This window comes from Pseudomonas sp. LAIL14HWK12:I1, from assembly GCF_003202095.1.
GTDB classification, from domain to species: Bacteria; Pseudomonadota; Gammaproteobacteria; order Pseudomonadales; family Pseudomonadaceae; genus Aquipseudomonas; species Aquipseudomonas monteilii.
Map to the genome: position 1 here is coordinate 22,017 of NZ_QJKG01000015.1, position 22,434 is coordinate 44,450.

Annotated in this window: 23 protein-coding genes and 5 tRNA genes; 18 read left to right on the forward strand and 10 right to left on the reverse strand. The window is 62.9% G+C overall.

Translation table 11 applies throughout. The annotated features are described in order from the left end of the window. Window positions 1-16: 16 nt before the first annotated feature. The gene (locus D906_RS25895; protein ID WP_027615779.1) at window positions 17-445 is read right to left on the reverse strand and encodes a pilin; all 429 of its coding nucleotides are present in this window, start codon (window positions 443-445) and stop codon (window positions 17-19) included. A gap of 216 nt (window positions 446-661) precedes the next feature. Here D906_RS25895 and D906_RS25900 point away from each other — a divergent pair, with 216 nt between their 5' ends. Genes D906_RS25900 through yacG form a run of 4 tightly spaced genes read left to right on the forward strand, consistent with a single transcriptional unit; the run spans window position 662 to window position 3,559 of the window. Beyond that, window positions 662-1,870, forward strand: a complete 1,209-nt coding sequence (locus tag D906_RS25900; protein WP_019097783.1) for a type II secretion system F family protein — start codon at window positions 662-664, stop codon at window positions 1,868-1,870. A 2-nt stretch (window positions 1,871-1,872) separates the two neighbouring features. Next, complete coding sequence (locus D906_RS25905; protein ID WP_019097782.1) at window positions 1,873-2,739, forward strand: A24 family peptidase; 867 nt, start codon at window positions 1,873-1,875, stop codon at window positions 2,737-2,739. Continuing rightward, window positions 2,739-3,362 carry a dephospho-CoA kinase gene (coaE, locus tag D906_RS25910; RefSeq protein ID WP_016713386.1) on the forward strand — a complete coding sequence of 208 codons (624 nt, stop codon included), beginning with the start codon at window positions 2,739-2,741 and terminating at the stop codon, window positions 3,360-3,362. The genes D906_RS25905 and coaE overlap by 1 nt, the downstream gene beginning before the upstream one ends. Beyond that, entirely contained in the window at window positions 3,359-3,559 is a 201-nt protein-coding gene (gene yacG / locus D906_RS25915; RefSeq protein WP_016484797.1) for a DNA gyrase inhibitor YacG, read from the forward strand. Before coaE ends, yacG begins: the two co-directional genes overlap by 4 nt. Before the next feature lie 53 nt (window positions 3,560-3,612). On the opposite strand, the gene D906_RS25920 is transcribed toward yacG, so the two are convergent. Continuing rightward, window positions 3,613-4,320 carry an energy-coupling factor ABC transporter permease gene (locus D906_RS25920; protein ID WP_019097626.1) on the reverse strand — a complete coding sequence of 236 codons (708 nt, stop codon included), beginning with the start codon at window positions 4,318-4,320 and terminating at the stop codon, window positions 3,613-3,615. Window positions 4,321-4,406: 86 nt separating this feature from the next. On the opposite strand from D906_RS25920, the gene D906_RS25925 reads away from it, so the two are divergent. The 4 genes from D906_RS25925 (at window position 4,407) to D906_RS25940 (ending at window position 7,209) form a co-directional block, all read left to right on the forward strand. Then, window positions 4,407-4,838, forward strand: coding sequence for a hypothetical protein (locus tag D906_RS25925; protein WP_025754726.1), 432 nt, complete (start codon window positions 4,407-4,409; stop codon window positions 4,836-4,838). Between the two features lie 55 nt (window positions 4,839-4,893). Continuing rightward, on the forward strand, window positions 4,894-5,523 hold the full coding sequence (locus tag D906_RS25930; protein WP_013970766.1) for a DUF1780 domain-containing protein: 630 nt from the start codon (window positions 4,894-4,896) through the stop codon (window positions 5,521-5,523). A 132-nt stretch (window positions 5,524-5,655) separates the two neighbouring features. Further along, complete coding sequence (locus D906_RS25935) at window positions 5,656-5,829, forward strand: DUF3094 family protein (RefSeq protein ID WP_013970765.1); 174 nt, start codon at window positions 5,656-5,658, stop codon at window positions 5,827-5,829. Window positions 5,830-5,913: 84 nt separating this feature from the next. Next, complete coding sequence (locus D906_RS25940) at window positions 5,914-7,209, forward strand: NAD(P)/FAD-dependent oxidoreductase (RefSeq protein ID WP_027609788.1); 1,296 nt, start codon at window positions 5,914-5,916, stop codon at window positions 7,207-7,209. Between the two features lie 116 nt (window positions 7,210-7,325). On the opposite strand, the gene D906_RS25945 is transcribed toward D906_RS25940, so the two are convergent. The 8 genes from D906_RS25945 to rluD all read right to left on the reverse strand — a co-directional run bounded on the left by D906_RS25945 (window position 7,326) and on the right by rluD (window position 12,595). Continuing rightward, window positions 7,326-7,401 (reverse strand) — tRNA-Lys (locus tag D906_RS25945). A gap of 5 nt (window positions 7,402-7,406) precedes the next feature. Then, window positions 7,407-7,483 (reverse strand) — tRNA-Pro (locus tag D906_RS25950). A 46-nt stretch (window positions 7,484-7,529) separates the two neighbouring features. Further along, window positions 7,530-7,605, reverse strand: a tRNA-Lys gene (locus tag D906_RS25955). Between the two features lie 6 nt (window positions 7,606-7,611). Next, a tRNA-Pro gene (locus D906_RS25960) sits at window positions 7,612-7,688 on the reverse strand. A 4-nt stretch (window positions 7,689-7,692) separates the two neighbouring features. Then, window positions 7,693-7,768 (reverse strand) — tRNA-Asn (locus D906_RS25965). A gap of 374 nt (window positions 7,769-8,142) precedes the next feature. Next, window positions 8,143-10,707, reverse strand: a complete 2,565-nt coding sequence (gene clpB, locus D906_RS25970) for an ATP-dependent chaperone ClpB (RefSeq protein WP_019097627.1) — start codon at window positions 10,705-10,707, stop codon at window positions 8,143-8,145. Window positions 10,708-10,895: 188 nt separating this feature from the next. After that, a complete protein-coding gene (pgeF, locus tag D906_RS25975; protein WP_016713391.1) occupies window positions 10,896-11,636 on the reverse strand; it encodes a peptidoglycan editing factor PgeF in 741 nt (246 codons plus the stop codon). Continuing rightward, window positions 11,633-12,595 carry a 23S rRNA pseudouridine(1911/1915/1917) synthase RluD gene (rluD, locus tag D906_RS25980; RefSeq protein WP_026020366.1) on the reverse strand — a complete coding sequence of 321 codons (963 nt, stop codon included), beginning with the start codon at window positions 12,593-12,595 and terminating at the stop codon, window positions 11,633-11,635. Before rluD ends, pgeF begins: the two co-directional genes overlap by 4 nt. A gap of 147 nt (window positions 12,596-12,742) precedes the next feature. Between rluD and D906_RS25985 the strand changes: the two genes are divergently transcribed. The 10 genes from D906_RS25985 (at window position 12,743) to D906_RS26030 (ending at window position 22,415) form a co-directional block, all read left to right on the forward strand. Beyond that, on the forward strand, window positions 12,743-13,762 hold the full coding sequence (locus tag D906_RS25985; RefSeq protein ID WP_016713393.1) for an outer membrane protein assembly factor BamD: 1,020 nt from the start codon (window positions 12,743-12,745) through the stop codon (window positions 13,760-13,762). A 94-nt stretch (window positions 13,763-13,856) separates the two neighbouring features. Beyond that, complete coding sequence (locus D906_RS25990; RefSeq protein WP_016713394.1) at window positions 13,857-14,087, forward strand: PP0621 family protein; 231 nt, start codon at window positions 13,857-13,859, stop codon at window positions 14,085-14,087. A 180-nt stretch (window positions 14,088-14,267) separates the two neighbouring features. Next, entirely contained in the window at window positions 14,268-15,032 is a 765-nt protein-coding gene (locus D906_RS25995) for a FadR/GntR family transcriptional regulator (protein WP_003247561.1), read from the forward strand. A gap of 90 nt (window positions 15,033-15,122) precedes the next feature. Continuing rightward, entirely contained in the window at window positions 15,123-16,325 is a 1,203-nt protein-coding gene (locus tag D906_RS26000; RefSeq protein ID WP_025754952.1) for an ABC transporter substrate-binding protein, read from the forward strand. A 65-nt stretch (window positions 16,326-16,390) separates the two neighbouring features. Next, complete coding sequence (locus tag D906_RS26005; RefSeq protein ID WP_016713397.1) at window positions 16,391-17,251, forward strand: branched-chain amino acid ABC transporter permease; 861 nt, start codon at window positions 16,391-16,393, stop codon at window positions 17,249-17,251. Window position 17,252: 1 nt separating this feature from the next. After that, on the forward strand, window positions 17,253-18,272 hold the full coding sequence (locus tag D906_RS26010; RefSeq protein WP_025754951.1) for a branched-chain amino acid ABC transporter permease: 1,020 nt from the start codon (window positions 17,253-17,255) through the stop codon (window positions 18,270-18,272). Next, window positions 18,272-19,024, forward strand: coding sequence for an ABC transporter ATP-binding protein (locus D906_RS26015; protein ID WP_012051121.1), 753 nt, complete (start codon window positions 18,272-18,274; stop codon window positions 19,022-19,024). The genes D906_RS26010 and D906_RS26015 overlap by 1 nt, the downstream gene beginning before the upstream one ends. Next, window positions 19,024-19,719 carry an ABC transporter ATP-binding protein gene (locus D906_RS26020; protein ID WP_016713401.1) on the forward strand — a complete coding sequence of 232 codons (696 nt, stop codon included), beginning with the start codon at window positions 19,024-19,026 and terminating at the stop codon, window positions 19,717-19,719. Before D906_RS26015 ends, D906_RS26020 begins: the two co-directional genes overlap by 1 nt. 13 nt (window positions 19,720-19,732) lie before the next feature. Beyond that, entirely contained in the window at window positions 19,733-21,010 is a 1,278-nt protein-coding gene (locus tag D906_RS26025) for a Zn-dependent hydrolase (protein ID WP_025754950.1), read from the forward strand. 1 nt (window position 21,011) lies between these two features. Beyond that, on the forward strand, window positions 21,012-22,415 hold the full coding sequence (locus D906_RS26030) for an amidase (protein ID WP_027615830.1): 1,404 nt from the start codon (window positions 21,012-21,014) through the stop codon (window positions 22,413-22,415). The last annotated feature ends 19 nt before the right edge of the window (window positions 22,416-22,434 follow it).

Consider the following 22,434-nt stretch of genomic DNA (forward strand, 5'->3'; position numbering starts at 1 on the left):
CAAACCCCTGTTTCCGCTAGTTTAATCCCCTACCCTCAAGCCCCTTGCAACCCTTGGGCGCCAGGTCTTCCTCGATGTCGGTAGTGCATGCCCACCCACTGGCCGAGCGCGTCAAGGTCAGTGCCTTACCCACCACATTGGCCGGCGCATCCACCAGCGTACATTCAATTTTCCCGCTGCCATCCGCCGCCTTGCCTCCGGCGGTGATCGCACAATGCGTCGTGGCAGATTGGCCACCCAGCTCGGCCACGCCCCCCACGTCTTTCCCGTCATTCAGGCGCAGGTCCATCGCCGTCTTCAGCGCGCTGATTTCCAGCAACCCGGCCGCCGCTTTGGAGCGTGCCTGGTGGTTGGTGTACATCGGTAAGGCGATGGTCGCCAGAATGCCGATGATCGCGACAACGATCATCAGTTCGATCAGGGTGATACCGCGTTGCCCTTTCATGAACGTATTTCCTTTTTCATTCGCTAACACGTTGAGGTCGGTTGCGCCCCAACCGGCAGCGGCGCAGTAGGCCTGAACAGACACCTTTTGTCACCCCTGCCCGCTTGGGCGTCATCTTCGCTGAACTACTCTAGTGAGCATCACGGACGCGCGCCCTTGCATGGACGCGGCAAGCTGTTTCCAGGCTTGTCGCACGGGCAGAAAAAGGACCTTTGCATGACTTCATCTTCACCCCTCTACCGCTGGCATGGCACCGACGCCAACGGCACGCCGGTCAGTGGCCAAACACCCGGGCGCAGCCCGGCTTATGTGCGCGCCGGGCTGATTCGCCAGGGCATCACGGTGGCCAGTTTACGGCCGGCCAGCGGGCTGACGTTCAGTTTGCCGAAGCGCCGCGAGAAGGCCGACCCGGCGGGTTTCAGCCGGCAGCTGGCGACCTTGCTCAGGGCCGGCGTGCCGCTGCTGCAGGCGTTCGAGGTGATGGGGCGCAGTGGCTGCAATGCGGCGCAGGCGGCGTTGCTGGAAAGATTGAAACACGATGTGGCCTCGGGCCTGGGGTTGGCGGATGCGTTGCAGCGTCACCCGGCATGGTTCGATGCGCTGTATTGCAACCTGGTGCGGGTGGGTGAGCAGTCTGGCACGCTCGATCGCCAGCTGGAGCAGCTGGCGGGCATGCTGGAACAGCGGCGGGCGCTGCACAAGAAGGTGCGCAAGGCGATGATCTACCCGCTTTTGCTGTTGCTGACCGGGCTGGGGGTGTCGGCCATTTTGTTGCTAGAGGTCATTCCGAAATTCGAGGGCCTGTTTGCGAGTGTAGGGGCAGCCTTGCCGGCATTTACCCAGTGGGTGATCGACTTGTCCACAGGGCTGAGTCGATTTGCGCCGCTGTTGCTGGTGATCGCTGCGGTGTTAGGTTTTGCCGGGCGCCAAGTGTACCGACAGCATGCTCCAGCGCGCCTGTGGATATCTCGGCAGGTGCTGGGTTTGCCGATGTTCGGCAAATTGCTGGGGCAGGCGGCGCTGGCGCGGTTTGCGCGTAGCCTGGCGACGTCCTACAGCGCCGGGGTGCCGTTGCTGGATGGGTTGGGTACGGTGGCCCGGGTAACCGGTGGCGATCTGCACGAGCAGGCGGTGTTGCGGCTGCGCCAGGGCATGGCCAATGGGCAGGGGCTGAACCAGGCGATGGCGGGTGAACCGCTGTTTCCACCGTTGCTGGTGCAGCTGACGGCCATCGGTGAATCCAGCGGCACGCTGGACCAGATGCTGGAAAAGGCCGCCAGCCATTACGAGGAACAGGTCAGCCAGGCGCTGGACCAGTTGACCAGCCTGCTGGAGCCGGCCATCGTGCTGATCCTGGGCCTGCTGGTCGGTGGCCTGGTGGTGGCGATGTACCTGCCGATCTTCCAGTTGGGTAGTTTGATCTGAACATGACTTTATGGACTTTGCTGGCAGAGCAGCCGGCGTACTTCTTCACCCTGGCCACGCTGCTCGGCCTGTTGGTGGGCAGTTTTCTGAATGTGCTGGTGTATCGGCTGCCGATCATGCTGGAGCGGCAATGGCAGCGTGAGGCACAAGAAGTGTTGGGGTTGCCGGTTACGCAGCACGAACGGTTCGACCTGTGCCTGCCCGCCTCCCGCTGCCCACATTGCGCGCATCAGATTCGCGCGTGGGAGAACATTCCGGTTATCAGTTACCTGGCATTGCGCGGGCGTTGCTCAGCCTGCAAAACCCGTATCAGCCCGCGCTACCCGATGGTGGAAATCGCCAGCGCGCTGCTGTCGCTGGTGGTGGCGTGGCGTTTTGGCGCTTCGGTAGAGGCGTTGCTGGCACTGCCACTGACCTGGTGCCTGCTGGCCCTGAGCCTGATCGATGCAGAACACCAATTGCTGCCGGATGTGCTGGTGCTGCCGATGCTGTGGCTGGGGCTGATCGTCAATGCCTTCAACCTGTACGCCCCGCTAACCGACGCGCTGTTGGGCGCGGTGGCCGGGTACCTCAGCCTGTGGACGGTGTACTGGGTGTTCAAGCTGGTCACCGGCAAGGAAGGCATGGGCTATGGCGACTTCAAGCTGATGGCGCTGATCGGGGCCTGGGGTGGCTGGCAGGTGTTGCCGCTGACGTTGTTGTTGTCATCGGTGGTGGGGGCGCTGGTTGGCCTGTGCCTGCTGCGTTTGCGCCGGCATGCCATGGGCACGGCGATGCCGTTCGGGCCTTATCTGGCGATTGCGGGGTGGATTGCCGTGCTCTGGGGTGATGAAATAGTCGCCTCTTACATGCAACTGCTTGGATACTGATGGCCACTGCAGCCTTTACCCCCTGGATTCTCGGCCTTACCGGCGGCATTGGTAGCGGCAAGAGCGCCGCTGCCGAGCGCTTTGTCGAGCTTGGCGTGCACCTGGTCGATGCCGATCAGGCAGCGCGCTGGGTGGTCGAACCCGGCCGTCCGGCCTTGGCCAGCATTGTCGAGCGCTTCGGCCCGGGTGTGCTGCAGGCCGACGGCCAACTGGATCGCGCCGCCCTGCGCCAGCTGATCTTCGCCGACCCGGCGCAGCGCAAATGGCTGGAGCAACTGCTGCACCCGTTGATCGGGCAAGAGATTTTCAGCTACCTGGCCAAGGCCCAGTCGCCGTATGCGGTATATGTATCGCCGCTGCTGATCGAGTCGGGGCAATACCATAAGACCCAGCGCGTGCTGGTGATCGATGCGCCACAGGAACTGCAAATAGCCCGTACCCTGGCACGGGACAACACCAGTGCCGAGCAGGTGCAGGCCATTTTGCAGGCCCAACTGGCCCGTGAGGATCGCCTGCGCCATGCCGATGACGTGGTGGTCAATGACGGCGACCTGGCCGCGCTGCATCAGCAGATAGACCGCCTGCACCACTTTTACCTGACTTTGAAAGGAGGCCAGCCATGAGCCAGCCATTGACCGTCGACTGCCCGACCTGTGGCGCACCTGTGGAGTGGAACGAGAAAAGCGCGTTCCGGCCGTTTTGCTCGGACCGTTGCAAGCTGATCGACCTGGGGGCCTGGGCGGCTGAGGAACACAAGATTCCGGGGGCTGAAGAATCTGAGGATGAGCTGTATTCGGGGGACCTGGAGCCTCGGCACTAAGCGGATTTCAATGTGGCTGTGCCCGCGAACACGCCGGCACGGCCACCACACATTCACCGCTCATCCTCCTTCCAGGGCGCCTGCAAATACCTTGTGCGGTTAAAGGTTTCCAACCACTCCGGGCAAAACACCACCAGCGCACTGATCACCATGCCGTTGATGAACGCCTCGGGGAACATCATCAGCCACAGGTAGCCCACAAAGTCGCTGAGCCATTCCGGCATGGCAAAACGCCCATCCAGCCACAACACCCCTAGCGCCGCAGGCACGCAAACAAGCACAGTCAGCGCCGCAGGAAAGAACCCTGAACAAAAAATATAAACGAACAGGTTTCGCGGCTGAGCGCGCTCGACCACGATCGCGCACACTTCGGTAATCAGCACCGGCAAGCCAATCAGCAACAAGCCGTTCACCCCCAGCGCCGCCAAATCCTGCCGCCCCAGCGCCAGCAAACCGAGCTGAGCCATGAACCCACCCAGCACCGCCAGCGGCCAGTCCAGCAACAGGGTAACTGCCGTCATGCCGATGAAGTGGTAGGACACCCCGGTATCGAAATCACGCCTCACCAGCCACAACGCAAACAGACAAAACACGGTGCCAAACAACAGATGCTGCCGGCGCCGGTCGGTGAACAGTTCAACCCAGCGCACCCGGCTGACCGCCCACACCAGCAACGGTACATAACCCAGCCAGCCAAGGGTAAGGGTGGTACCGGACAACACCTGCGCGCTGATCACCTGAGCAATGCCCTTTGCAGCCATGTGGATAAACCCGAGTCTACACCCATTCTCCGTTTCATTCGGCTGCGGTAGGCTGGCGCCCTCATTCGATGCAGGAAGCATTGGCCATGCCGGAAGGAATCAACCCCACCCTGCTGCTGGCAGCGGCACTCAACGCCATCATTGGCGTACTTCACCTGGCGGTGATCGCCGTTGGGCCACGCTGGTACCGTTTGTTCGGGGCGGGTGAACGTATGGCGGTGGCCGCCGAGAAGGGCCGCTGGTACCCGGCACTTGTCACTGCCGCCATCGCCTGCGTGCTGCTGGCCTGGTCGGCCTATGCGCTGTCGGCTGCCGGGGCAATCGGGCGGCTGCCGTTGCTGCTGCCAGCCATCTGCCTCATCACCCTGGTGTACCTGCTGCGCGGTCTGCTGGGGCCAAGATTGCTGGCGGGCACCGGGCGTTCGCAGCGTTTTATCGTAGTCAGTTCACTGATCTGCCTGGGCTTCGGCCTGGTGCACCTGGTCGGGCTGGTGCAGCAGTGGCCAGTGCTGGGCTGATTCCCGCGCTTAAACAGCATCTTACCGTCATCGATTAACGGCTAAGCTTGTCTGCATGGATGACTCAGACTACCTGCGCCTGCTTACCATCCAGGCCGAACAAGCCAATGCCTTTCTCTCCAACGCCCGCAAGTGGGAGCGGGAGCGTTGGGTGTGCCAGCGTCTGTTGCAGGGGCTGAACATCCCCTACCGCAGCGAAGACTTCACCCCGGCCGGCCAAGAGCCGCCAGACGTACTGTTCCGCGATGCCGCGTTCGAGGTGTTTTTCGTGCTCGACGAAGGCCGCCGGCTGAACGATGAATGGCGCGAAGAGCTGCAACGCCGGCGCAGTGCGTTTTCCCTGGCGCAGCTGGTGCGCCGCGAAGCGCGCCCCCGGCGCATCAGTGCCACCGAGTTGCTGGGGCGCTTGGCGCCGACCTTGCGCAAGAAGGCGCACAACTACCGGGAACGCGGGCTGGAGCTGAACGAGCTGGACATCATCGCCTTCGCCAGCCTCAAGCGCGAAGTGCTCGACCTCAACACCCACTTCCCGCCGCCTACCGAATACCTGCGCCAGGGCTGGCGTTCACTGTCGCTGGTGGGGCCGACCTTTGCCCGGGTGCTGTTCGCCCACCCAGACGCGCCAGACTTTTTGCGCGGTAACCTGGGCCGCAGCATCGTCTTCGATGTGGGCATCAGTCTTTGATCCAGTGCAGCGAATGTTTGCGATGGCGTACACTCGGCGCCAGGGATAGAAAGCATTATCATTTGTTTCAAGCGCTTGCGCGAACGCTGTAGCGTTTGCGCAGTCACAAACGTCTACCTGACGAGGCCCACCATGACCAGCCGCCTGAATCCGGAAGATCAGCGTCGTGTCGATGAGTATCTGCGAGCCCCCCAGCACCAAGTCGAGCGCAGGCCCTTCCGGCCGTGGCTGCTCCTTGTGCTGGTGGTGGCCGTGACCATCGGGTTGGGTCTCATCAGCCGCCTGCTAAGTGGACTGGTGCTATGAGCTGCTTCGCGCTCGCCCTCCCCTCGTGCAGTTTGCGGCCGGCCCCCTGGGCCACGAATTCCGTAAACCTTATGAGATATCCCCATGACTCATCGCATCGTGATTGTCGGCGGCGGCGCCGGCGGCCTGGAACTGGCGACCCGCCTGGGTAAAAGCCTGGGCAAGCGCAAGCAGGCCGAGATTACCTTGGTCGACGCCAACCTCACGCACATCTGGAAACCACTGCTGCACGAAGTGGCTGCCGGCTCGCTGAACTCCTCGGAAGACGAACTGAACTACGTGGCGCAGGCCAAGTGGAACCACTTCAACTTCCAGCTGGGGCGCATGAGCGGCCTGGACCGTGAAGGCAAACAGATTCAACTGGCCGCCACCCTCGATGAAGAGGGCCGCGAGCTGCTGCCTGCGCGTACCCTGGGCTACGACACCCTGGTCATTGCCGTAGGTTCCAACACCAACGACTTCGGCACCCTGGGCGCGGCGCAGCACTGCCTGTTCCTGGACACCCGCAAGCAGGCCGAGCGCTTCCACCAGCAGTTGCTCAACCACTACCTGCGCGCCCATGCCGGTGATGTGGCCAGTGAAAAAATCAGCGTCGCCATCGTCGGCGCGGGTGCTACTGGTGTGGAACTGGCCGCCGAGCTGCACCACGCCGCACACGAACTGGCAGCCTATGGCCTGGACCGCATCCAGCCCAAGGATATGCACATCACCATCATCGAGGCAGGCCCGCGCGTGCTGCCAGCGCTGCCAGAGCGCATCAGCGTGCCGGTGCACAAGACCTTGGAAAAGCTCGGCGTGAAGGTGATGACCAACGCTGCCGTCAGTGAAGTGACCGAAGACGGCCTGAAAACCAAGGACGGCGAAGTGATCCAGGCCAGCTTGAAGGTGTGGGCGGCCGGTATCCGTGCGCCGGGCTTCCTGAAAGACATCGATGGCCTGGAAACCAACCGCATCAACCAGCTGGTCGTGCGCCCTACCCTGCAAACCACCCGCGACGACAACATCTTCGCCTTCGGCGACTGCGCCGCTTGCCCGCAACCAGGCAGCGACCGCAATGTGCCGCCACGGGCCCAAGCCGCGCACCAGCAGGCTTCGATGCTGGCGCAAAGCCTTAAGGCGCGTCTGGAGAACAAGCCGCTGCCGACTTACGCGTACAAGGACTACGGCTCGCTGGTGTCGCTGTCGCGCTTCTCGGCGGTGGGCAACCTGATGGGTAACCTGATGGGCAGCGTGAAGCTGGAAGGCTGGCTGGCGCGGATGTTCTATGTGTCGCTGTACCGCATGCACCAGATGGCGTTGTACGGGTTCTTCCGTACGGCGTTGATGATGCTGGGCAGCAAGATTGGCCGGGGAACCGAGCCGCGGCTGAAGCTGCACTGATTGAAAGCCAAGGGTCGCTGATGCGGCCCTTCTTTTTGCTCGTTTACCAGCTGTTGGCCAAGCATTTTCGCCAGGCAAAAGAAAAAGGGCATCTCTTTCGAGATGCCCTTTGTTCATGGTGGGTCGTGTAGGATTCGAACCTACGACCAATTGGTTAAAAGCCAACTGCTCTACCAACTGAGCTAACGACCCAAAAATGGTCGGGGTGAGGGGATTCGAACTCCTGACATCCTGCTCCCAAAGCAGGCGCGCTACCGGACTGCGCTACACCCCGGGTCTTTCAAAAAAAAGGGCATCTCTTTGAGATGCCCTTCTTTACATGGTGGGTCGTGTAGGATTCGAACCTACGACCAATTGGTTAAAAGCCAACTGCTCTACCAACTGAGCTAACGACCCGGAAAATGGTCGGGGTGAGGGGATTCGAACTCCTGACATCCTGCTCCCAAAGCAGGCGCGCTACCGGACTGCGCTACACCCCGAGATTGGCTCCGCGACCTGGACTCGAACCAGGGACCCAATGATTAACAGTCATTTGCTCTACCGACTGAGCTATCGCGGAACTGAACTTCGGTACAACTTACCGATTTGCTACTCCGAAGACTGTGTTCGCCTCGGACTCTTTGGCTTCTTCGCTTTCGCGTTGTCGCTGCTGAGGCCGGCTATTCTACATTCTTCGTTTTGCTTGTCAACCACTTTTTTTCAGTCAACTTACTGATTTGTAAGTTGTTTTGCGGTCACCGATGTCGCTGGTGATTCGCTTAGTGCCTGACAACGCGGCGTATATTAGGGGCACTCGGAAATTGATGCAAGCAAAAATTTCAAAAATTTCAGCAGGTTATCCAAAATATCCGCGAAACCCCGATTTTACTGGGGCCGGTATAGGTTAGCGGCCAAAAAAAGCCCCGCAAATGCGGGGCTCATGGTGCAACAGAATCAGCCAAAGACGATTTCGTCGCCTTCCACCTTGGCGGTGATCGCCGTACCCGGCAAGAACTTGCCCGCCAGAATCAGCTGCGCCAGCGGGTTTTCGATCCAGCGCTGGATGGCACGCTTCAGCGGCCGTGCGCCGTACACCGGGTCGTAACCCACGGCAATCAGCTTGTCCAACGCCTCCGGGCTCAGGCTCAGCGACAGTTCGCGTTCCAGCAAGCGGCTGCGCAGGCGGCCCAGCTGGATTTCGGTAATGCCGGCAATCTGGTCGCGGCCCAGTGGTTCGAACACCACCACTTCGTCGATACGGTTGATGAACTCTGGGCGGAAGTGTGAACCCACCGCATCCATCACCGCTGCACGCTGTGCTTCGCGGTCGCCCACCAGTTCCTGGATCTGCGCCGAACCCAGGTTGGAGGTCATCACGATCACGGTGTTGCGGAAGTCTACCGTGCGCCCGTGGCTGTCGGTCAGGCGGCCGTCTTCCAGCACCTGCAACAGCACGTTGAACACATCCGGGTGGGCTTTCTCCACCTCATCCAGCAGCACCACCGAGTAAGGCTTGCGCCGTACGGCCTCGGTCAGGTAACCGCCCTCTTCGTAGCCGACGTAGCCTGGTGGTGCACCGATCAGGCGAGCCACGGAGTGTTTCTCCATGAACTCGGACATGTCGATACGCACCATGGCCTCTTCGGTGTCGAACAGGAACTCGGCCAGCGCCTTGCACAGCTCGGTCTTGCCCACACCGGTCGGGCCGAGGAACAGGAACGAGCCACTTGGCCGGTTAGGGTCGGACAGCCCGGCACGCGAGCGGCGCACGGCGTTGGCCACGGCGGTTACCGCCTCGCCCTGGCCAATCACGCGCTGGTGCAGCAGCTCTTCCATTTTCAGCAGCTTTTCGCGCTCGCCTTCGAGCATCTTGGCCACCGGAATACCGGTCCACTTCGATACCACTTCGGCAATTTCTTCCTCGGTCACCTTGTTGCGCAGCAACTGGTTCTCGGTCTTGCCGTGCTGATCGACCATCTGCAGGCTGCGCTCCAGGTCCGGGATTACCCCGTACTGCAGTTCCGCCATGCGGCTCAGGTCGCCTTTGCGACGGGCTGTTTCCAGCTCTTGGCGGGCCTGCTCGATCTTTTGCTGGATCTGCGCCGAGCCCTGCACTTCGGCCTTTTCCGACGCCCAGATTTCTTCCAGGTCGGAATACTCACGTTCCAGCCGCTCGATTTCTTCGGTCAGCTTCTCCAGGCGTTTTTTCGCCGCCTCGTCTTCTTCTTTCTTCAGCGCCTGCGATTCCACCTTCAACTGGATCAGGCGGCGATCAAGGCGGTCGAGCACTTCCGGCTTGGAGTCGATCTCCATGCGGATGCGGCTGGCGGCTTCGTCGATCAGGTCGATGGCCTTGTCGGGCAGCTGGCGATCAGTGATGTAGCGGTGGCTGAGCTTGGCCGCAGCGATAATGGCGCCGTCAGTGATGGCCACCTTGTGGTGCACTTCATAGCGCTCTTTCAGGCCACGCAGAATGGCAATGGTGTCTTCTTCGCTCGGCTCTTCTACCAGCACCTTCTGGAAGCGGCGCTCCAGCGCAGCGTCCTTCTCGATGAACTGGCGGTACTCGTTAAGCGTGGTAGCGCCAACGCAGTGCAGTTCGCCACGGGCCAAGGCTGGCTTGAGCATGTTGCCGGCGTCCATGGCGCCCTCGCCTTTGCCGGCGCCGACCATGGTGTGCAGTTCGTCAATGAACAGGATGATCTGGCCTTCCTGCTTGGACAGCTCGTTCAGCAGGCCTTTCAAACGCTCTTCGAACTCGCCACGGTACTTGGCACCGGCAATCAGCGCGCCCATGTCCAGCGCCAGCAGGCGCTTGCCTTTGAGGCCGTCGGGCACTTCACCGTTGATGATGCGCTGGGCCAGGCCTTCGGCGATGGCGGTTTTACCCACGCCAGGCTCACCGATCAGCACCGGGTTGTTCTTGGTGCGGCGTTGCAGCACCTGCACGGTACGGCGGATTTCATCGTCACGGCCAATCACCGGGTCCAGCTTGCCTTCTTCGGCACGCTTGGTCAGGTCGACGGTGTACTTGTCCAGCGCCTGACGCGACTCTTCGGCGTTGGCATCATTCACTGCCGCGCCGCCGCGCAGGTTGTTGATGGCATTTTCCAGGGCCTTCTTGGTCACACCCTGGCTCAGCAGCAGTTTGCCGAGCTTGCTGTTCTCGTCCATGGCGGCCAACAGCACCAGCTCGCTGGAAATGAACTGGTCGCCCTTCTGCTGGGCCAGGCGGTCGGCCTGGTTGAGCAGGCGCGCCAGGTCCTGCGACATGTTCACGTCACCGGTGGGGTTCTGGATTTTCGGCAGCTGGTCGAGCTCTTTCACCAGCCCCTGGCGCAGGCTGTTGATGTCGAAGCCAACCTGCATCAGCAGGGGCTTGATGGAGCCGCCCTGCTGTTCGAGCAGTGCCTGCAGCAGGTGCACGGGCTCGATGGCGGGGTGGTCCATGCCAACGGCCAGGGATTGGGCATCGGATATTGCAAGTTGCAGCTTGCTGGTCAAACGGTCTATTCGCATGGTGTACCTTCCTTTAAAGGGCAGGTCGGAGCGATGGACAGCGCCTGTTTATGAAGAAACCTGCCTGAGATGACCTTATAGATAAGGCTGATTCTGGAAGATTCAAGCGTAGCGGGGTTGACCAAGGTCAACCTGTTGGATTGTCGCTGGGGCCTTCGCGGGTAAACCCGCGAAGAGACCGGTACAGGCTAGCGCGGGTCCAGCCAGACCAACGATGCAAACCGCCCACCCTGCGGGGTACGGCGATAAGAGAAGAACCGCGCATCGCTGACCGTGCACAATCCGCCACCATACACAGCGGTCACCCCACGGGCAGCCAGGCGAATACGCGCCAGCTCGTAGATATCCGCCATCAACTTGCCCGGCCGCTCACCCTCGACAAAAGCACGGGCCGCTTCCGGATGCACCGCCGTAAAGGCATCACGCACTTCCAGCCCTACTTCGAAGGCCTGCGGGCCAATGGCCGGCCCCAACCACACCAGCACCTCTTCTGGCGGCAGCGCCAGGCGGTCCAGCGTGGCTTCCAGCACGCCACCGGCCAACCCGCGCCAGCCCGCATGCGCGGCTGCCACGCGCGTCCCCGCCCGGTCGCAGAACAGCGCAGGCAGGCAATCGGCAGTCATCACGGTGCAGGCAATGCCTGGCTGGTCGGTCCAGCTGGCGTCGGCCTCGGCCACCACAGCCGGGTCGGCATCCGCCACCACAAGGCCATGCACCTGCTTGAGCCAGGCCGGCTGGATGGCGAACGCGTCGCTCAGCCGGCGGCGGTTTTCGGCGACCGCCGCAGGGGCATCCCCTACGTGGTCGCCAAGGTTGAAGGTTTCGTAGGGCGGCAGGCTGACGCCGCCCTGACGGGTGGTGACACAGGCGCGAACCGAGGCCGGGGCCGGCCAGTCGGGGAACAACAGCGACTGCGTCAGGCCACTCATCCGATAAAGCTCTCGCGGTCTTCGTTCAGCAGCGTCAGCAACCAGAGGAAGTCATCCGGCAGTGGCGATTCCCACTTCATGACTTCACCGGTAATCGGGTGGGCCAAGGCGAGGAAACGCGCATGCAGTGCCTGGCGCGGGAAGGTTTTCACCGCCTCGACCATGGTTGGGCTGGCGGCCGGCGGAATGCGGAAGCGCCCACCGTACGTCTGATCACCCACCAGCGGGAAGCCGACATGGGCCATGTGCACGCGAATCTGGTGAGTACGGCCGGTTTCCAGCTTGACCCGCACATGGGTGTGCGAGCGGAAGCGCTTGAGCACACGGTAGTGGCTGACCGCCGGCTTGCCGCCGTCGGTGACGGCCATGCGCTGGCGCATACCGCCGTGGCGGCCGATCGGGGCATCGATCTTGCCACCGGACGTCACCACGCCAATCACGATGCACTCATAGATGCGGCTGACTTTGCGGGCTTGCATCTGCTCAACCAGCTTGGTCTGCGCTTGCAAGGTCTTGGCCACCACCATCAGGCCCGTGGTGTCTTTATCCAGGCGATGAACGATACCGGCACGCGGCACGTTGATGATGTCTGGCACGTGGTGCAGCAGCGCATTGAGCAGGGTGCCGCTGGCATGGCCGGCGGCCGGGTGCACAACCAGGCCCGCAGGCTTGTTGATCACCAGGATGTGGTCGTCTTCATAGACGATATCCAGCTCGATGTCTTCTGCGATCCACTCGCCCTGGGCCTCTTGCTCGGCCTCCAGCGCAAGCACTGAGCCACCATAAACGGTATCGCGAGGGCGCACGACGGCGCCATCGACCGTCAGGCGGCCTTCTTTGATCCACGTAGTAAGCCGCGAACGCGAGTACTCGGCGAACAATTGGGCGGCGACCTGGTCGAGGCGTTGACCGCCCAGATCGGACGGTACCTCTGCGCTAAGTTGAATGATCTCGGACATGCTCGATTCGGCGGGCGCACAGCCTTTGGTTTCGGCTGCGAGCTTGTGGTTAAATACGGCTTCTTTTGTCCCGGGGTTGGCCGGGGCGCTCATCATAACAGGACGGCACCGCCCAAGACAGCGGCCGTCAAAGGGACGCAAGCCGCCATGCAAGTGAAACACCTGCTGCTGATCGCCATCCTCGGGCTTACCGCGGCCTGTTCCTCTAATAAAGAGGTCATTGACGAGAACCTCAGCGAAGCCGAGCTGTACCAGCAGGCGCAAGCTGACCTGGACAACTCCAGCTACACCAGCGCCGTGAACAAGCTCAAGGCCCTGGAATCGCGCTACCCGTTCGGCCGCTATGCCGACCAGGCGCAGCTCGAGTTGATCTACGCCAACTACAAGAACTCCGAGCCCGAGGCTGCCAAGTCGGCTGCGGAGCGCTTCATCCGCCTGCACCCGCAGCACCCGAACGTGGATTACGCCTACTACCTCAAGGGCCTGACCTCGTTCGACCAGGACCGTGGCCTGCTGGCGCGTTTCCTGCCGCTGGACATGACCAAGCGTGACCCGGGTGCCGCCCGCGACTCGTACAACGAGTTCGCCCAGCTGACCAGCCGCTTCCCCAACAGCCGCTACGCGCCAGACGCCAAGCAGCGCATGATCTACCTGCGCAACCTGCTGGCCTCGTATGAAATCCACGTGGCCGATTATTACCTGAGCCGCCAGGCTTATGTGGCCGCCGCCAACCGTGGCCGCTACGTGGTCGAAAACTTCCAGGAAACCCCCTCGGTCGGTGACGGCCTGGCGGTGATGGTCGAGTCGTACCAGAAGATGCACCTGGACGAACTGGCCGCCAGCAGCCTGGAAACCCTCAAGCTCAACTACCCGGACCACCCGAGCCTGGTCGATGGCGAGTTCCAGCCCAAGCAGACCGAGTCTGACGGCCGTGGCTGGCTGTCCAAGGCCACCCTGGGCCTGATCGAAACCGATACCCCGCTGCCGCCGGGCGAAACCCGCGCCAACCAGGACGTGGTCAAGCAGTTCCAGGACGCCCGCGACGAGATGCCGCAAGAGCTGCTGCCGAAGGACGAGAACGGCGACCCGATCGTGCCGGAAGGCCCGAAAGAAGCCGAGAAAGACCGCTCCTGGTTCAGCTACATGACCTTTGGTCTGTTTGACTGACACACAGCGGTAAATGAAAGGGAGGCCTTGGGCCTCCCTTTTTTATTGGCCGCGTCCTAGACTGTCGGCTTCTTCAACCGACAAGCTGGACACCATGGTTCGCCTACTTTTCTGGATCGCCCTGATCGCCGCCGCGTTCTGGCTGTGGCGCAAGTTCAAAGTCAGCCAGCAGTCGCACCCCGAGGCGAAGCTGGATGCACCGCTGAAGATGGTGCGCTGTGCCCATTGTGGCGTGCATTTGCCCAACGACCGGGCGCTGCAGCAGGGCAATGAGTGGTATTGCAGCCAGGCACACCTGCAACAAGGCCCTGGTCGCCAAGGCTGAGCCAGTATCACCTGAATCCCTTCGCGGGCATGCCCGCGAAGAGGCCTGTGAACCCTGCATCACTTATCCCTCCCCGACCCTTTCACACCAATTACGACCCCTCCCCCGACGCCAGCATTGACCCATCCCGGTAAAATTCGCTAAATCCTATTTATCCGCATAAATATGAAAAATAGCGAAATGCTCAAACCCAAACGCAAGCGCCAGAAGCTGTCCGATGTGATCGTCGAATCGGTCAAGCGCTCGATCGTCACCGAAGCGCTGCACCCCGGTGACCGCCTGCCCACCGAGCGTGAGCTGATGGAGCATTTCGAGTGTTCCAAGGGTACCGCCCGCGAAGCGCTCAAGGCGCTGGAGGTCGAAGGGCTGGTCAGTACCCGTACCGGCCCGACCGGCGGCGCCTACCTCAATGAAGTAGGTACCGAGCCGGCCAGCCGCGCGCTGCGCAATTACCTGCACTTCCAGCACCTGGACGGCGAGCAGGTTTACCAACTGCGCAAAGTCATCGAGGTAGAGCTGGCGGTGTCGGTGATGGGCAAGCTGAGCGAAGCCGACTACGCCGCGCTGCAAGCCAACATCGACTTCTGCAGCGCACCGGAAGACAGCGAGGAAGGCCAACGCGAGCAGCGCCTGGCAGAGCTGGAGTTCCACACCCTGCTGGCCGACCGTTGCCCGAACCCGTTGCTGCGGTTCATGGCGGTGTTCCTCAACGACCTGCTGCGCGACCTGGTGGTGCTGAAAAAGGCCTACCTGCCCAAGCGCCAGCAGTTCGCCGCCGCCAACATCGACTACCACAAGCAACTGCTGACCGCCCTGCGCGCCAGCGACGAACCCGCTGTACGCCGGCTGATGCATGAACACATGTGCGACGCCGAGCACCACATGACCGCGCTGGAAGGCGAGGTTGCCCGCAACTTCCTGCTGGAGTTCGACCACCACCACTGATGCGCCTGGAAAGAGGCCTGCACACAGGCCCGGCCGTACCCGCTTTGTCATTGCCACTCCTGCCTAATAACCACAACCAAGGAGTTACTCATGCAAAGACGTACCCTGCTCAAGGCAGGCCTTGCCCTGGGTGCCTTAGGTAGCCTCCCCTTGGGAGCGCTCCGGGCATTCGCCGACCAACCGCTGACCTTCTATGGGCTCAAGTCCATGTCGGGCGCCTTCGCCAGCTACGGCAAGTACGCCGACATGGGGTCGCGCCTGGCCATCGCCGAGTACCCGCAGTTGCTCGGCCACCCGCTCAAGTACAAGGTCATCGACACCGAAGGCAACGCCGGCAAGGCGGTGCGCAAGGTACAGGAAGCCATCGGCCAGGATGGCGCACGCTTCTTCCAGGGCTGCACCCTGTCGTCTTCGGCACTGGCGGTGTCGAAGGAAATCCACAAAGCCGGCGGCGTGTTCATGACGCCCGTGGGCGCCGACGAAATCACCGGTAAAGACTGTAACGCATCGACCTTTCGCTGGTCGGTGCCCACCTACGGCGCCATCCGCGAAACCCTGGTGCCCATGATCCGCCAGCTGCCCCAGGCCAAGCGCTGGTACACCATCACCCCGCAATACGTGTTCGGCGACGCCCTGCTGGATAATGCCCGCAAGGTGTTCGCCGAGCTTGGTGTGGAACACATCGGCAACAGCTACCACTCGTTGCAGGAACAGGAGTTCTCCGGCTACCTCACCAACGCCATCGCCGCCAAACCCGATGTGCTGGTGCTGCTCAACTTCGGCAGCCAGGCCTCCAACGCCCTGCGCCAGGCCGTCAACTTCGGCATCAAGGACCGCATGAAAGTGCTGATGGTGTGGTCTGCCGGCCTCGACCAGTTTCAGGAGCTGGGCAGCGACGTGCTCGAAGGCGTGTACCTGGGTGCCCAGTACTGGCACCAGGTCGATACACCGCTGAACAAGCAACTGGTTGCCGCCACCCGCAAGGCCTATGGCATCAACCCCAACTACCCGCTGGCTGCCGACTATATCGGCACCAAGGTCATGCTCGAAGCCATCGTCAAGGCCGGCAGCCTGGAGGGCGCCGCCGTGTCGGCGACATTGCAGGGCATGCGCTTCCAGGGCCCGACCGGCGAAGAACTGATCCGCCCTGGCGACCATCAGGTACTCAAGGATTACTACCTGCTGCGCGGCAAGCCCCAGGGGCAGATGCGCGACGAGGACGACCTGGCCGAAGTCATCAGCTCAGGGCGTTCGTTCGTCGAGGTCGACCACACCGGTTGCGCCCTGGCCTGAAGCCGCGGCGTTAGTCACACACACTCGTACAGGCAGCCGCACCGCGCGCTGTCGAGGGCACGCTCATGCTCGATTTGTACCTGTTCCAACTGCTCAACGGCCTGGGCCTGGGGATGATCTACTTCCTCATCGCCGTGGGCCTGACGATCATTTTCGGCCTGCTCAACTTCGTCAACTTCGCCCACGGCGCGTTCTTCTTGCTGGGCGCCTACCTGTGCTACACCGCCGTGGCCATCACCGGCAACTTCTGGCTGGCACTGCTGATTGCACCGCTGGTGGTGGCCGCCCTGGCCTGGGCGGTCGAGCGCCTGTTGATCAAGCGCATCTACCACCTGCCGCACACCTTCCAGATCCTCGTCACCCTCGGCATCGCACTGATCATCCAGGAAGCCTCAGTGCTGATCTGGGGCCCGGTGGGCAAGAACATTGCCGTACCGCCCGAGCTGCGCGGGGTGCTGATCCTCGGGGACTTCATCTACCCCTACTACCGCCTGTTCCTGATCGGTTTCGCCGCGCTGATCGGCCTTGGCCTGTGGCTGCTGCTGGAGCGCACCCGCTTCGGCGCACTGGTGCGGGCCGGTAGCGAAAGCACCGAGACCGTGTCGCTGCTGGGCACCAACATTTTCCGCCTGTTTTCCCTGACCTTCGCCCTGGGCGTGGGCCTGGCCGGCGTGGCGGGTGTGCTGTTCGCCCCGCTACGGGGTGCGCAACCCTTCGTCGGCCCGGAAATTCTCGGCATTGCCTTCGTGGTGGTGGTAATCGGCGGCATGGGCTCGTTCGGCGGTGCGCTGGTTGGCGGCCTGCTGGTAGGTGTGGTGCAAAGCATGATGACCAGCCTCTGGCCGCAAGGCGCCAGCCTGATGATCTACGGCGCCATGGCCGCCGTGATTCTGGTCCGTCCCTATGGCCTGTTCGGGAGAGCCTGATATGAGCGAGAAAAATCCATTGCCAGTCGCCAAAGGCCGCGCCCCGGCGCTGCTGTTGCTGGTGGTTGCCAGCCTGGTGGCACTGCCACTGTTGCTGCCGTCGGCCACCTTGGCCACCGAGATCCTGATCTTTGCTCTGGCCGCGCTGGCCTGCAACCTGCTGCTCGGCTACACCGGCCTGCTGTCGTTCGGCCAGGGCATCTTCTTTGGCGTGGGTGCCTATGGCGCGGCGCTGCTGATGATCCACCTGCAGTGGGGCATGTTCGCCGCGCTACTGGGTGCCGCCGTGTTCGGTGCCTTCCTGGCATTGCTGGTGGGCGCACTGGCGATTCGCCGCACCGGCATCTACTTCGTCATGTTGACCCTGGCCTTCAGCCAGATGGCCTACTTCCTGGCCTACACCCTCAGCGGCTGGACCGGCGGTGACAACGGCCTGCTCGATGTGCCCCGGCCGAACATCGAAATCGCCGGCCATGTGCTGGTCGACCTGGCCGACCCGCGGCACTTCTATGTGTTTGTGGCGGTGCTGTTCCTGCTGATCTTCGCCGCAGCCCTGCGGGTCATCCGCTCGCCGTTCGGCAGCACCCTGCTGGCCATCCGCGAGAACGAAACCCGCGCCGCGGCCATCGGCTACGACACCCGCCACTTCAAGATCCTGGTGTTCATGCTGTCGGGCGCCATCACCGGTATCGCCGGGGCGCTGTACGCCATGCTGCTGCACTTTGCACCGCTGTCGAACATCGACCTGATGATGAGCGAGAACATCCTAATCATGACTATCGTCGGCGGGACCGGCTCGCTGTTCGGCTCGCTGCTGGGGGCCGGCGCCATCGTGCTGCTGGGCGACGTGCTGTCGGAGCTGTGGCCACGCTGGCTGATGCTGCTGGGGGTCATCCTGATCCTCGTCGTGGTGTTCATGCGTGGCGGCCTGTGGGGTGGCCTGGCCGAACTGGGCAAACGCCTGCTGGCCACCCGCAATGCCAATGACAAACCTCAGGCCAAGACCAAGGAGACCCTGTGATGAGCGACTACCTCCTGGAAACCCGCCAGCTGGAGCTGGCCTACGGGCCGTTCAAGGCGGTTGCGGGCGTTGACCTGAAAGTGCGCGCCGGCACCATCCACACCATCATCGGCCCCAACGGCGCCGGCAAGACCAGCCTGTTCCACTGCCTGACCGGCGAACGCCAGGCCACCGCAGGCAAGATCCTGTTCAACGGCCAGGACATCATCCGCAAGCCATCCCACGGGCGGGTGGCGCTGGGCATGGCCCGTTCGTTCCAGCTCACCAGCCTGTTCCAGAACCTGTCCGTGCGCGAAAACCTGCGCCTGGCCGCCCAAGGCCGTGATGGCCTGGGCGCGCTCAACTTCTGGCGCAGTGTCGAGCACAAGCGCAGCCACTGGAACACCGCCGACCAGGTGCTGGAGCGCCTGAAACTGAGCGCCCGCGCCGAAACCCTGGCCGGTGAGCTGTCGCACGGCCAGCAACGGGTACTGGAAGTGGGCATGTCGATCTGCGCCAAGCCCACCCTGCTGATGCTCGACGAGCCCACCTCGGGCATGGGTATCGACGACATCCCGGTAATGACCGACCTGATCAGCGACCTTGGCCGCGACCATACCGTGCTGCTGATAGAGCACAACATGAGCATCGTCATGTCGATCAGCCAGCGCATCACGGTGATGAGCCACGGCCAGATTCTGGTCGAGGGTACCCCTGAACAGGTGCGCAACGACGAGCGCGTACGCACCGCTTACCTTGGAGAGGCTGCCTGATGCTCAACGTCGATTCGATCCACGCCTACTACGACAAGAGCCATGTCCTCGAAGGGGTTTCGCTCAAGGTCGAGGCCGGCGAGCTGGTAACCCTGCTTGGGCGCAACGGTGCCGGCAAGACCACCACCTTGCGCAGTATCCTCGGCATCGTCCGCCCACGGCAGGGGCAGATCAGCTTCAACGGCCAGCCGCTGGTGGGCCGCGAAATTTTCGATATCGCCCGGCTCGGCATTGCCCTGGTGCCCGAACACCGCGGCATCTTTCGCCAGCTCAGCGTCGAGGAGAACCTGAAAATTGCCGTGCGCAAAACCAGCCGCTGGCAGCTGGAAGACGTCTACAGCATGTTCCCACGGCTCAAGGAGCGCCGCCGCAATGGTGGTTTCGCGCTGTCCGGTGGCGAGCAGCAGATGCTGGCCATCGCCCGCGCCCTGCTCAACGGCCCCAAGCTGCTGATCCTCGATGAACCCACCGAAGGCCTCGCCCCGGTGATTGTCGACGAGCTGGTGAAGATCTTGCGGCGCATCAAGGACGAGGGCCTGTCGATCCTGCTGGTGGAACAGAACCTGATGGTCTGCGATGCCCTTGCCGACCGCCATTACGTGCTGGAGCAGGGCCGGGTCGCTTACCAGGGCAGCGCGGCGCAGTTCCGTGAGGACCCGAGCATCAAGAACCGTTACCTGGCCCTGAGCGCCTGAAAGGAGAACGCCCATGAACACCCGCATCGATCCCTCACAGCACCTGCTCGGCCAAGGTTCGCAGGTCAACCGCGAGCGCCTGTGGCAATCGTTGATGGACCTGGCCCTGCTCGGCGCCACCGCCAAGGGCGGCGTATGCCGCCTGGCGCTGACCGACCTCGACCGCCAGGCCCGCGACCTGTTCGTGCGCTGGTGCGAAGATGCCGGCTGCACCGTCAGCATCGACGCCATCGGCAACATCTTCGCCCGCCGCCCCGGCCGCAACCCTGCCCTGCCACCCGTGATGACCGGCAGCCACATCGACACCCAACCCACCGGCGGCAAGTTCGATGGCTGCTATGGCGTCATGGCTGGCCTCGAAGTGATCCGCACCCTGAACGATCTCGGCCTGACCACCGAAGCGCCCTTGGAAGTGGTGGTGTGGACCAACGAAGAAGGCTCGCGCTTCCCGCCCTGCATGATGGGCTCGGGTGTGTTCGCCGGTAAGTTCGGCCTGCAGGAAACCCTTGATAAGGTCGACGATCAGGGCCTGTCGGTCGGCGCCGAGCTGCAGCGCATTGGGTACGCCGGCCCGCGTGTGCCTACCGGGCATCCCGTCGGTGCCTACTTCGAAGCACATATCGAGCAGGGCCCGGTGCTGGAAGACCAGCGCACCACCATCGGTGTTGTCCAGGGCTGCCTGGGCCAGAAATGGTTCGATCTGGTGCTGACTGGTGTCGAGGCCCATGCCGGCCCCACCCCGATGCACCTGCGCAAGGACGCCCTGGTTGGCGCGGCCGAGGTGGTGGCTGCGGTCAACCGCGTGGCCCACGCCCACCAGCCGCATGCCTGCGGCACGGTCGGCTGCCTGACCCTGCACCCGGGCTCGCGCAACGTCATCCCCGGCCAGGTGCACATGACCATCGACTTGCGCCACCTCGACCCCGGACACCTCGCTGCCATGGTCAGCGAAGTACGCACGGCCATCGAAAGCAGCACGGCCAGGCACGGGCTGAGCTACCAGCTGACCCCCACCGCCGACTTCCCGCCACTGTATTTCGCCGAGCAGTGCGTAGACGCCGTGCGCCAGGGCGCACGCACGCTGGGGCTGAGCCATATGGATATCGTCAGTGGCGCCGGTCACGATGCCATCTTCCTCGCCGAGCTGGGCCCGGCCGGGATGATCTTCGTGCCATGCGAGGGTGGCATCAGCCATAACGAAATCGAAAATGCCGCGCCGCAGGACCTGGCCGACGGCTGTGACGTCCTGCTGCGTGCCATGTTCCAGGCCGCCAACCCGGGAGCCCGTTGAGATGACCCAGAAAACCGAGTTGGGTGAGTTCACCGCCGTCGAATTGCTCGAACTGTACCAGCGCCGTGAGCTGTCGCCGGTCGAGGTGATCGACGACGTGTTAGCGCGCATCGACCTGCACAACCCGGCGGTAAACGCCTTCTGCCATGTCGACGGTGAAGGTGCTCGCGCCGCCGCCCGCGCCAGCGAGCAGCGCTGGCAACGGGGCGAGCCCTGTGGCCGGCTGGATGGCGTACCCGCCTCGATAAAGGACCTGACCCTGACCCGTGGCATGCCGACCCGCAAGGGGTCACGCACCACCTCCGGCGCAGGGCCATGGGACGTCGATGCCCCCTTCACCGCGTTCATGCGTGAAGCCGGCGCAGTGCTGGTGGGCAAAACCACCACGCCGGAGTTCGGCTGGAAGGGAGTGACAGACAACCCGCTGTACGGCATCACCCGCAACCCCTGGGATACAAGGCTGACTGCCGGAGGCTCGTCGGGGGGAGCTGCGGCCGCCGCCGCACTGAACCTGGGGGTGCTGCACCAGGGTAGCGATGCCGGGGGCTCGATTCGTATCCCGTGTGCCTTTACCGGCACCTTCGGCATCAAACCGACCTTCGGCTATGTGCCGCAATGGCCGGCCAGCGCCATGACCGTGCTGTCGCACCTGGGGCCGATGACGCGCACCGTAGACGACGCGGTACTGATGCTCGACTGCGTCGCCCGCCCCGATGCCCGTGACGGGCTGTCCGGTGCACCACGGCAGGCGCCGTGGATGGGCCAGCAGCAAGACCTGAGCGGCCTGCGCATCGCCTACAGTGCCAACTTCGGTTACGTGCAGGTCGACCCGCAAATCCAGGCACTGGTGGCGCAAGCAGTGCAGCGCCTGGTACGGCTGGGCGCGCAGGTGGAAGAGGTGGACCCGGGATTCAACGACCCGCTGGAAACCTTCAATACCCTGTGGTTTGCCGGCGCGGCGCGGTTAGGCAGTGCCTTGAGCGATGAACAGCGAACGTTGCTTGACCCCGGGCTACGCTGGATTGCCGAGCAAGGCGCAAAGATCGGCCTTGGCGAATACACCCAGGCGCTGGAGGCACGGGCGGCGCTGATTGCGCAGATGAATGCCTTCCACCAGCGCTATGACGTGCTGGTATCGCCGATGCTGCCGCTGGTGGCATTCGAAGCCGGGCACAACGTGCCGCCTGGGTCGGGGATGGCGCAGTGGATGGAGTGGACGCCCTTCAGCTATCCCTTCAACCTGACCCAGCAGCCGGCGGCTTCGGTGCCTTGTGGGTTTACCCGCGAAGGATTACCGGTGGGGCTGCAGGTGGTGGCCGGGCGCTTTGCCGATGAGCAGGTGCTGCGGGTGTGCAAGGTGTATGAGCAGCATTACCCGAGCCGGCACTTGCAGGCACCGCGTTGACATGCGGGGGCTGCAAAGC

What these genes read in the sequence shown, in the direction of transcription:
- D906_RS26005 (WP_016713397.1), top strand. Translation starts at nt 16,391, where the DNA reads ATGCTCGATTTGTACCTGTTCCAACTGCTCAACGGCCTGGGCCTGGGG.
- D906_RS25995 (WP_003247561.1), top strand. Translation starts at nt 14,268, where the DNA reads ATGCTCAAACCCAAACGCAAGCGCCAGAAGCTGTCCGATGTGATCGTC.
- D906_RS25985 (WP_016713393.1), top strand. Translation starts at nt 12,743, where the DNA reads ATGCAAGTGAAACACCTGCTGCTGATCGCCATCCTCGGGCTTACCGCG.
- D906_RS25900 (WP_019097783.1), top strand. Translation starts at nt 662, where the DNA reads ATGACTTCATCTTCACCCCTCTACCGCTGGCATGGCACCGACGCCAAC.
- D906_RS25930 (WP_013970766.1), top strand. Translation starts at nt 4,894, where the DNA reads ATGGATGACTCAGACTACCTGCGCCTGCTTACCATCCAGGCCGAACAA.
- D906_RS25935 (WP_013970765.1), top strand. Translation starts at nt 5,656, where the DNA reads ATGACCAGCCGCCTGAATCCGGAAGATCAGCGTCGTGTCGATGAGTAT.
- coaE (WP_016713386.1), top strand. Translation starts at nt 2,739, where the DNA reads ATGGCCACTGCAGCCTTTACCCCCTGGATTCTCGGCCTTACCGGCGGC.
- D906_RS26030 (WP_027615830.1), top strand. Translation starts at nt 21,012, where the DNA reads ATGACCCAGAAAACCGAGTTGGGTGAGTTCACCGCCGTCGAATTGCTC.
- D906_RS25905 (WP_019097782.1), top strand. Translation starts at nt 1,873, where the DNA reads ATGACTTTATGGACTTTGCTGGCAGAGCAGCCGGCGTACTTCTTCACC.
- pgeF (WP_016713391.1), bottom strand. Translation starts at nt 11,636, where the DNA reads ATGAGTGGCCTGACGCAGTCGCTGTTGTTCCCCGACTGGCCGGCCCCG.
- D906_RS26000 (WP_025754952.1), top strand. Translation starts at nt 15,123, where the DNA reads ATGCAAAGACGTACCCTGCTCAAGGCAGGCCTTGCCCTGGGTGCCTTA.
- D906_RS25920 (WP_019097626.1), bottom strand. Translation starts at nt 4,320, where the DNA reads ATGGCTGCAAAGGGCATTGCTCAGGTGATCAGCGCGCAGGTGTTGTCC.
- rluD (WP_026020366.1), bottom strand. Translation starts at nt 12,595, where the DNA reads ATGTCCGAGATCATTCAACTTAGCGCAGAGGTACCGTCCGATCTGGGC.
- clpB (WP_019097627.1), bottom strand. Translation starts at nt 10,707, where the DNA reads ATGCGAATAGACCGTTTGACCAGCAAGCTGCAACTTGCAATATCCGAT.
- yacG (WP_016484797.1), top strand. Translation starts at nt 3,359, where the DNA reads ATGAGCCAGCCATTGACCGTCGACTGCCCGACCTGTGGCGCACCTGTG.
- D906_RS26025 (WP_025754950.1), top strand. Translation starts at nt 19,733, where the DNA reads ATGAACACCCGCATCGATCCCTCACAGCACCTGCTCGGCCAAGGTTCG.
- D906_RS25895 (WP_027615779.1), bottom strand. Translation starts at nt 445, where the DNA reads ATGAAAGGGCAACGCGGTATCACCCTGATCGAACTGATGATCGTTGTC.
- D906_RS26015 (WP_012051121.1), top strand. Translation starts at nt 18,272, where the DNA reads ATGAGCGACTACCTCCTGGAAACCCGCCAGCTGGAGCTGGCCTACGGG.
- D906_RS25925 (WP_025754726.1), top strand. Translation starts at nt 4,407, where the DNA reads ATGCCGGAAGGAATCAACCCCACCCTGCTGCTGGCAGCGGCACTCAAC.
- D906_RS26020 (WP_016713401.1), top strand. Translation starts at nt 19,024, where the DNA reads ATGCTCAACGTCGATTCGATCCACGCCTACTACGACAAGAGCCATGTC.
- D906_RS26010 (WP_025754951.1), top strand. Translation starts at nt 17,253, where the DNA reads ATGAGCGAGAAAAATCCATTGCCAGTCGCCAAAGGCCGCGCCCCGGCG.
- D906_RS25990 (WP_016713394.1), top strand. Translation starts at nt 13,857, where the DNA reads ATGGTTCGCCTACTTTTCTGGATCGCCCTGATCGCCGCCGCGTTCTGG.
- D906_RS25940 (WP_027609788.1), top strand. Translation starts at nt 5,914, where the DNA reads ATGACTCATCGCATCGTGATTGTCGGCGGCGGCGCCGGCGGCCTGGAA.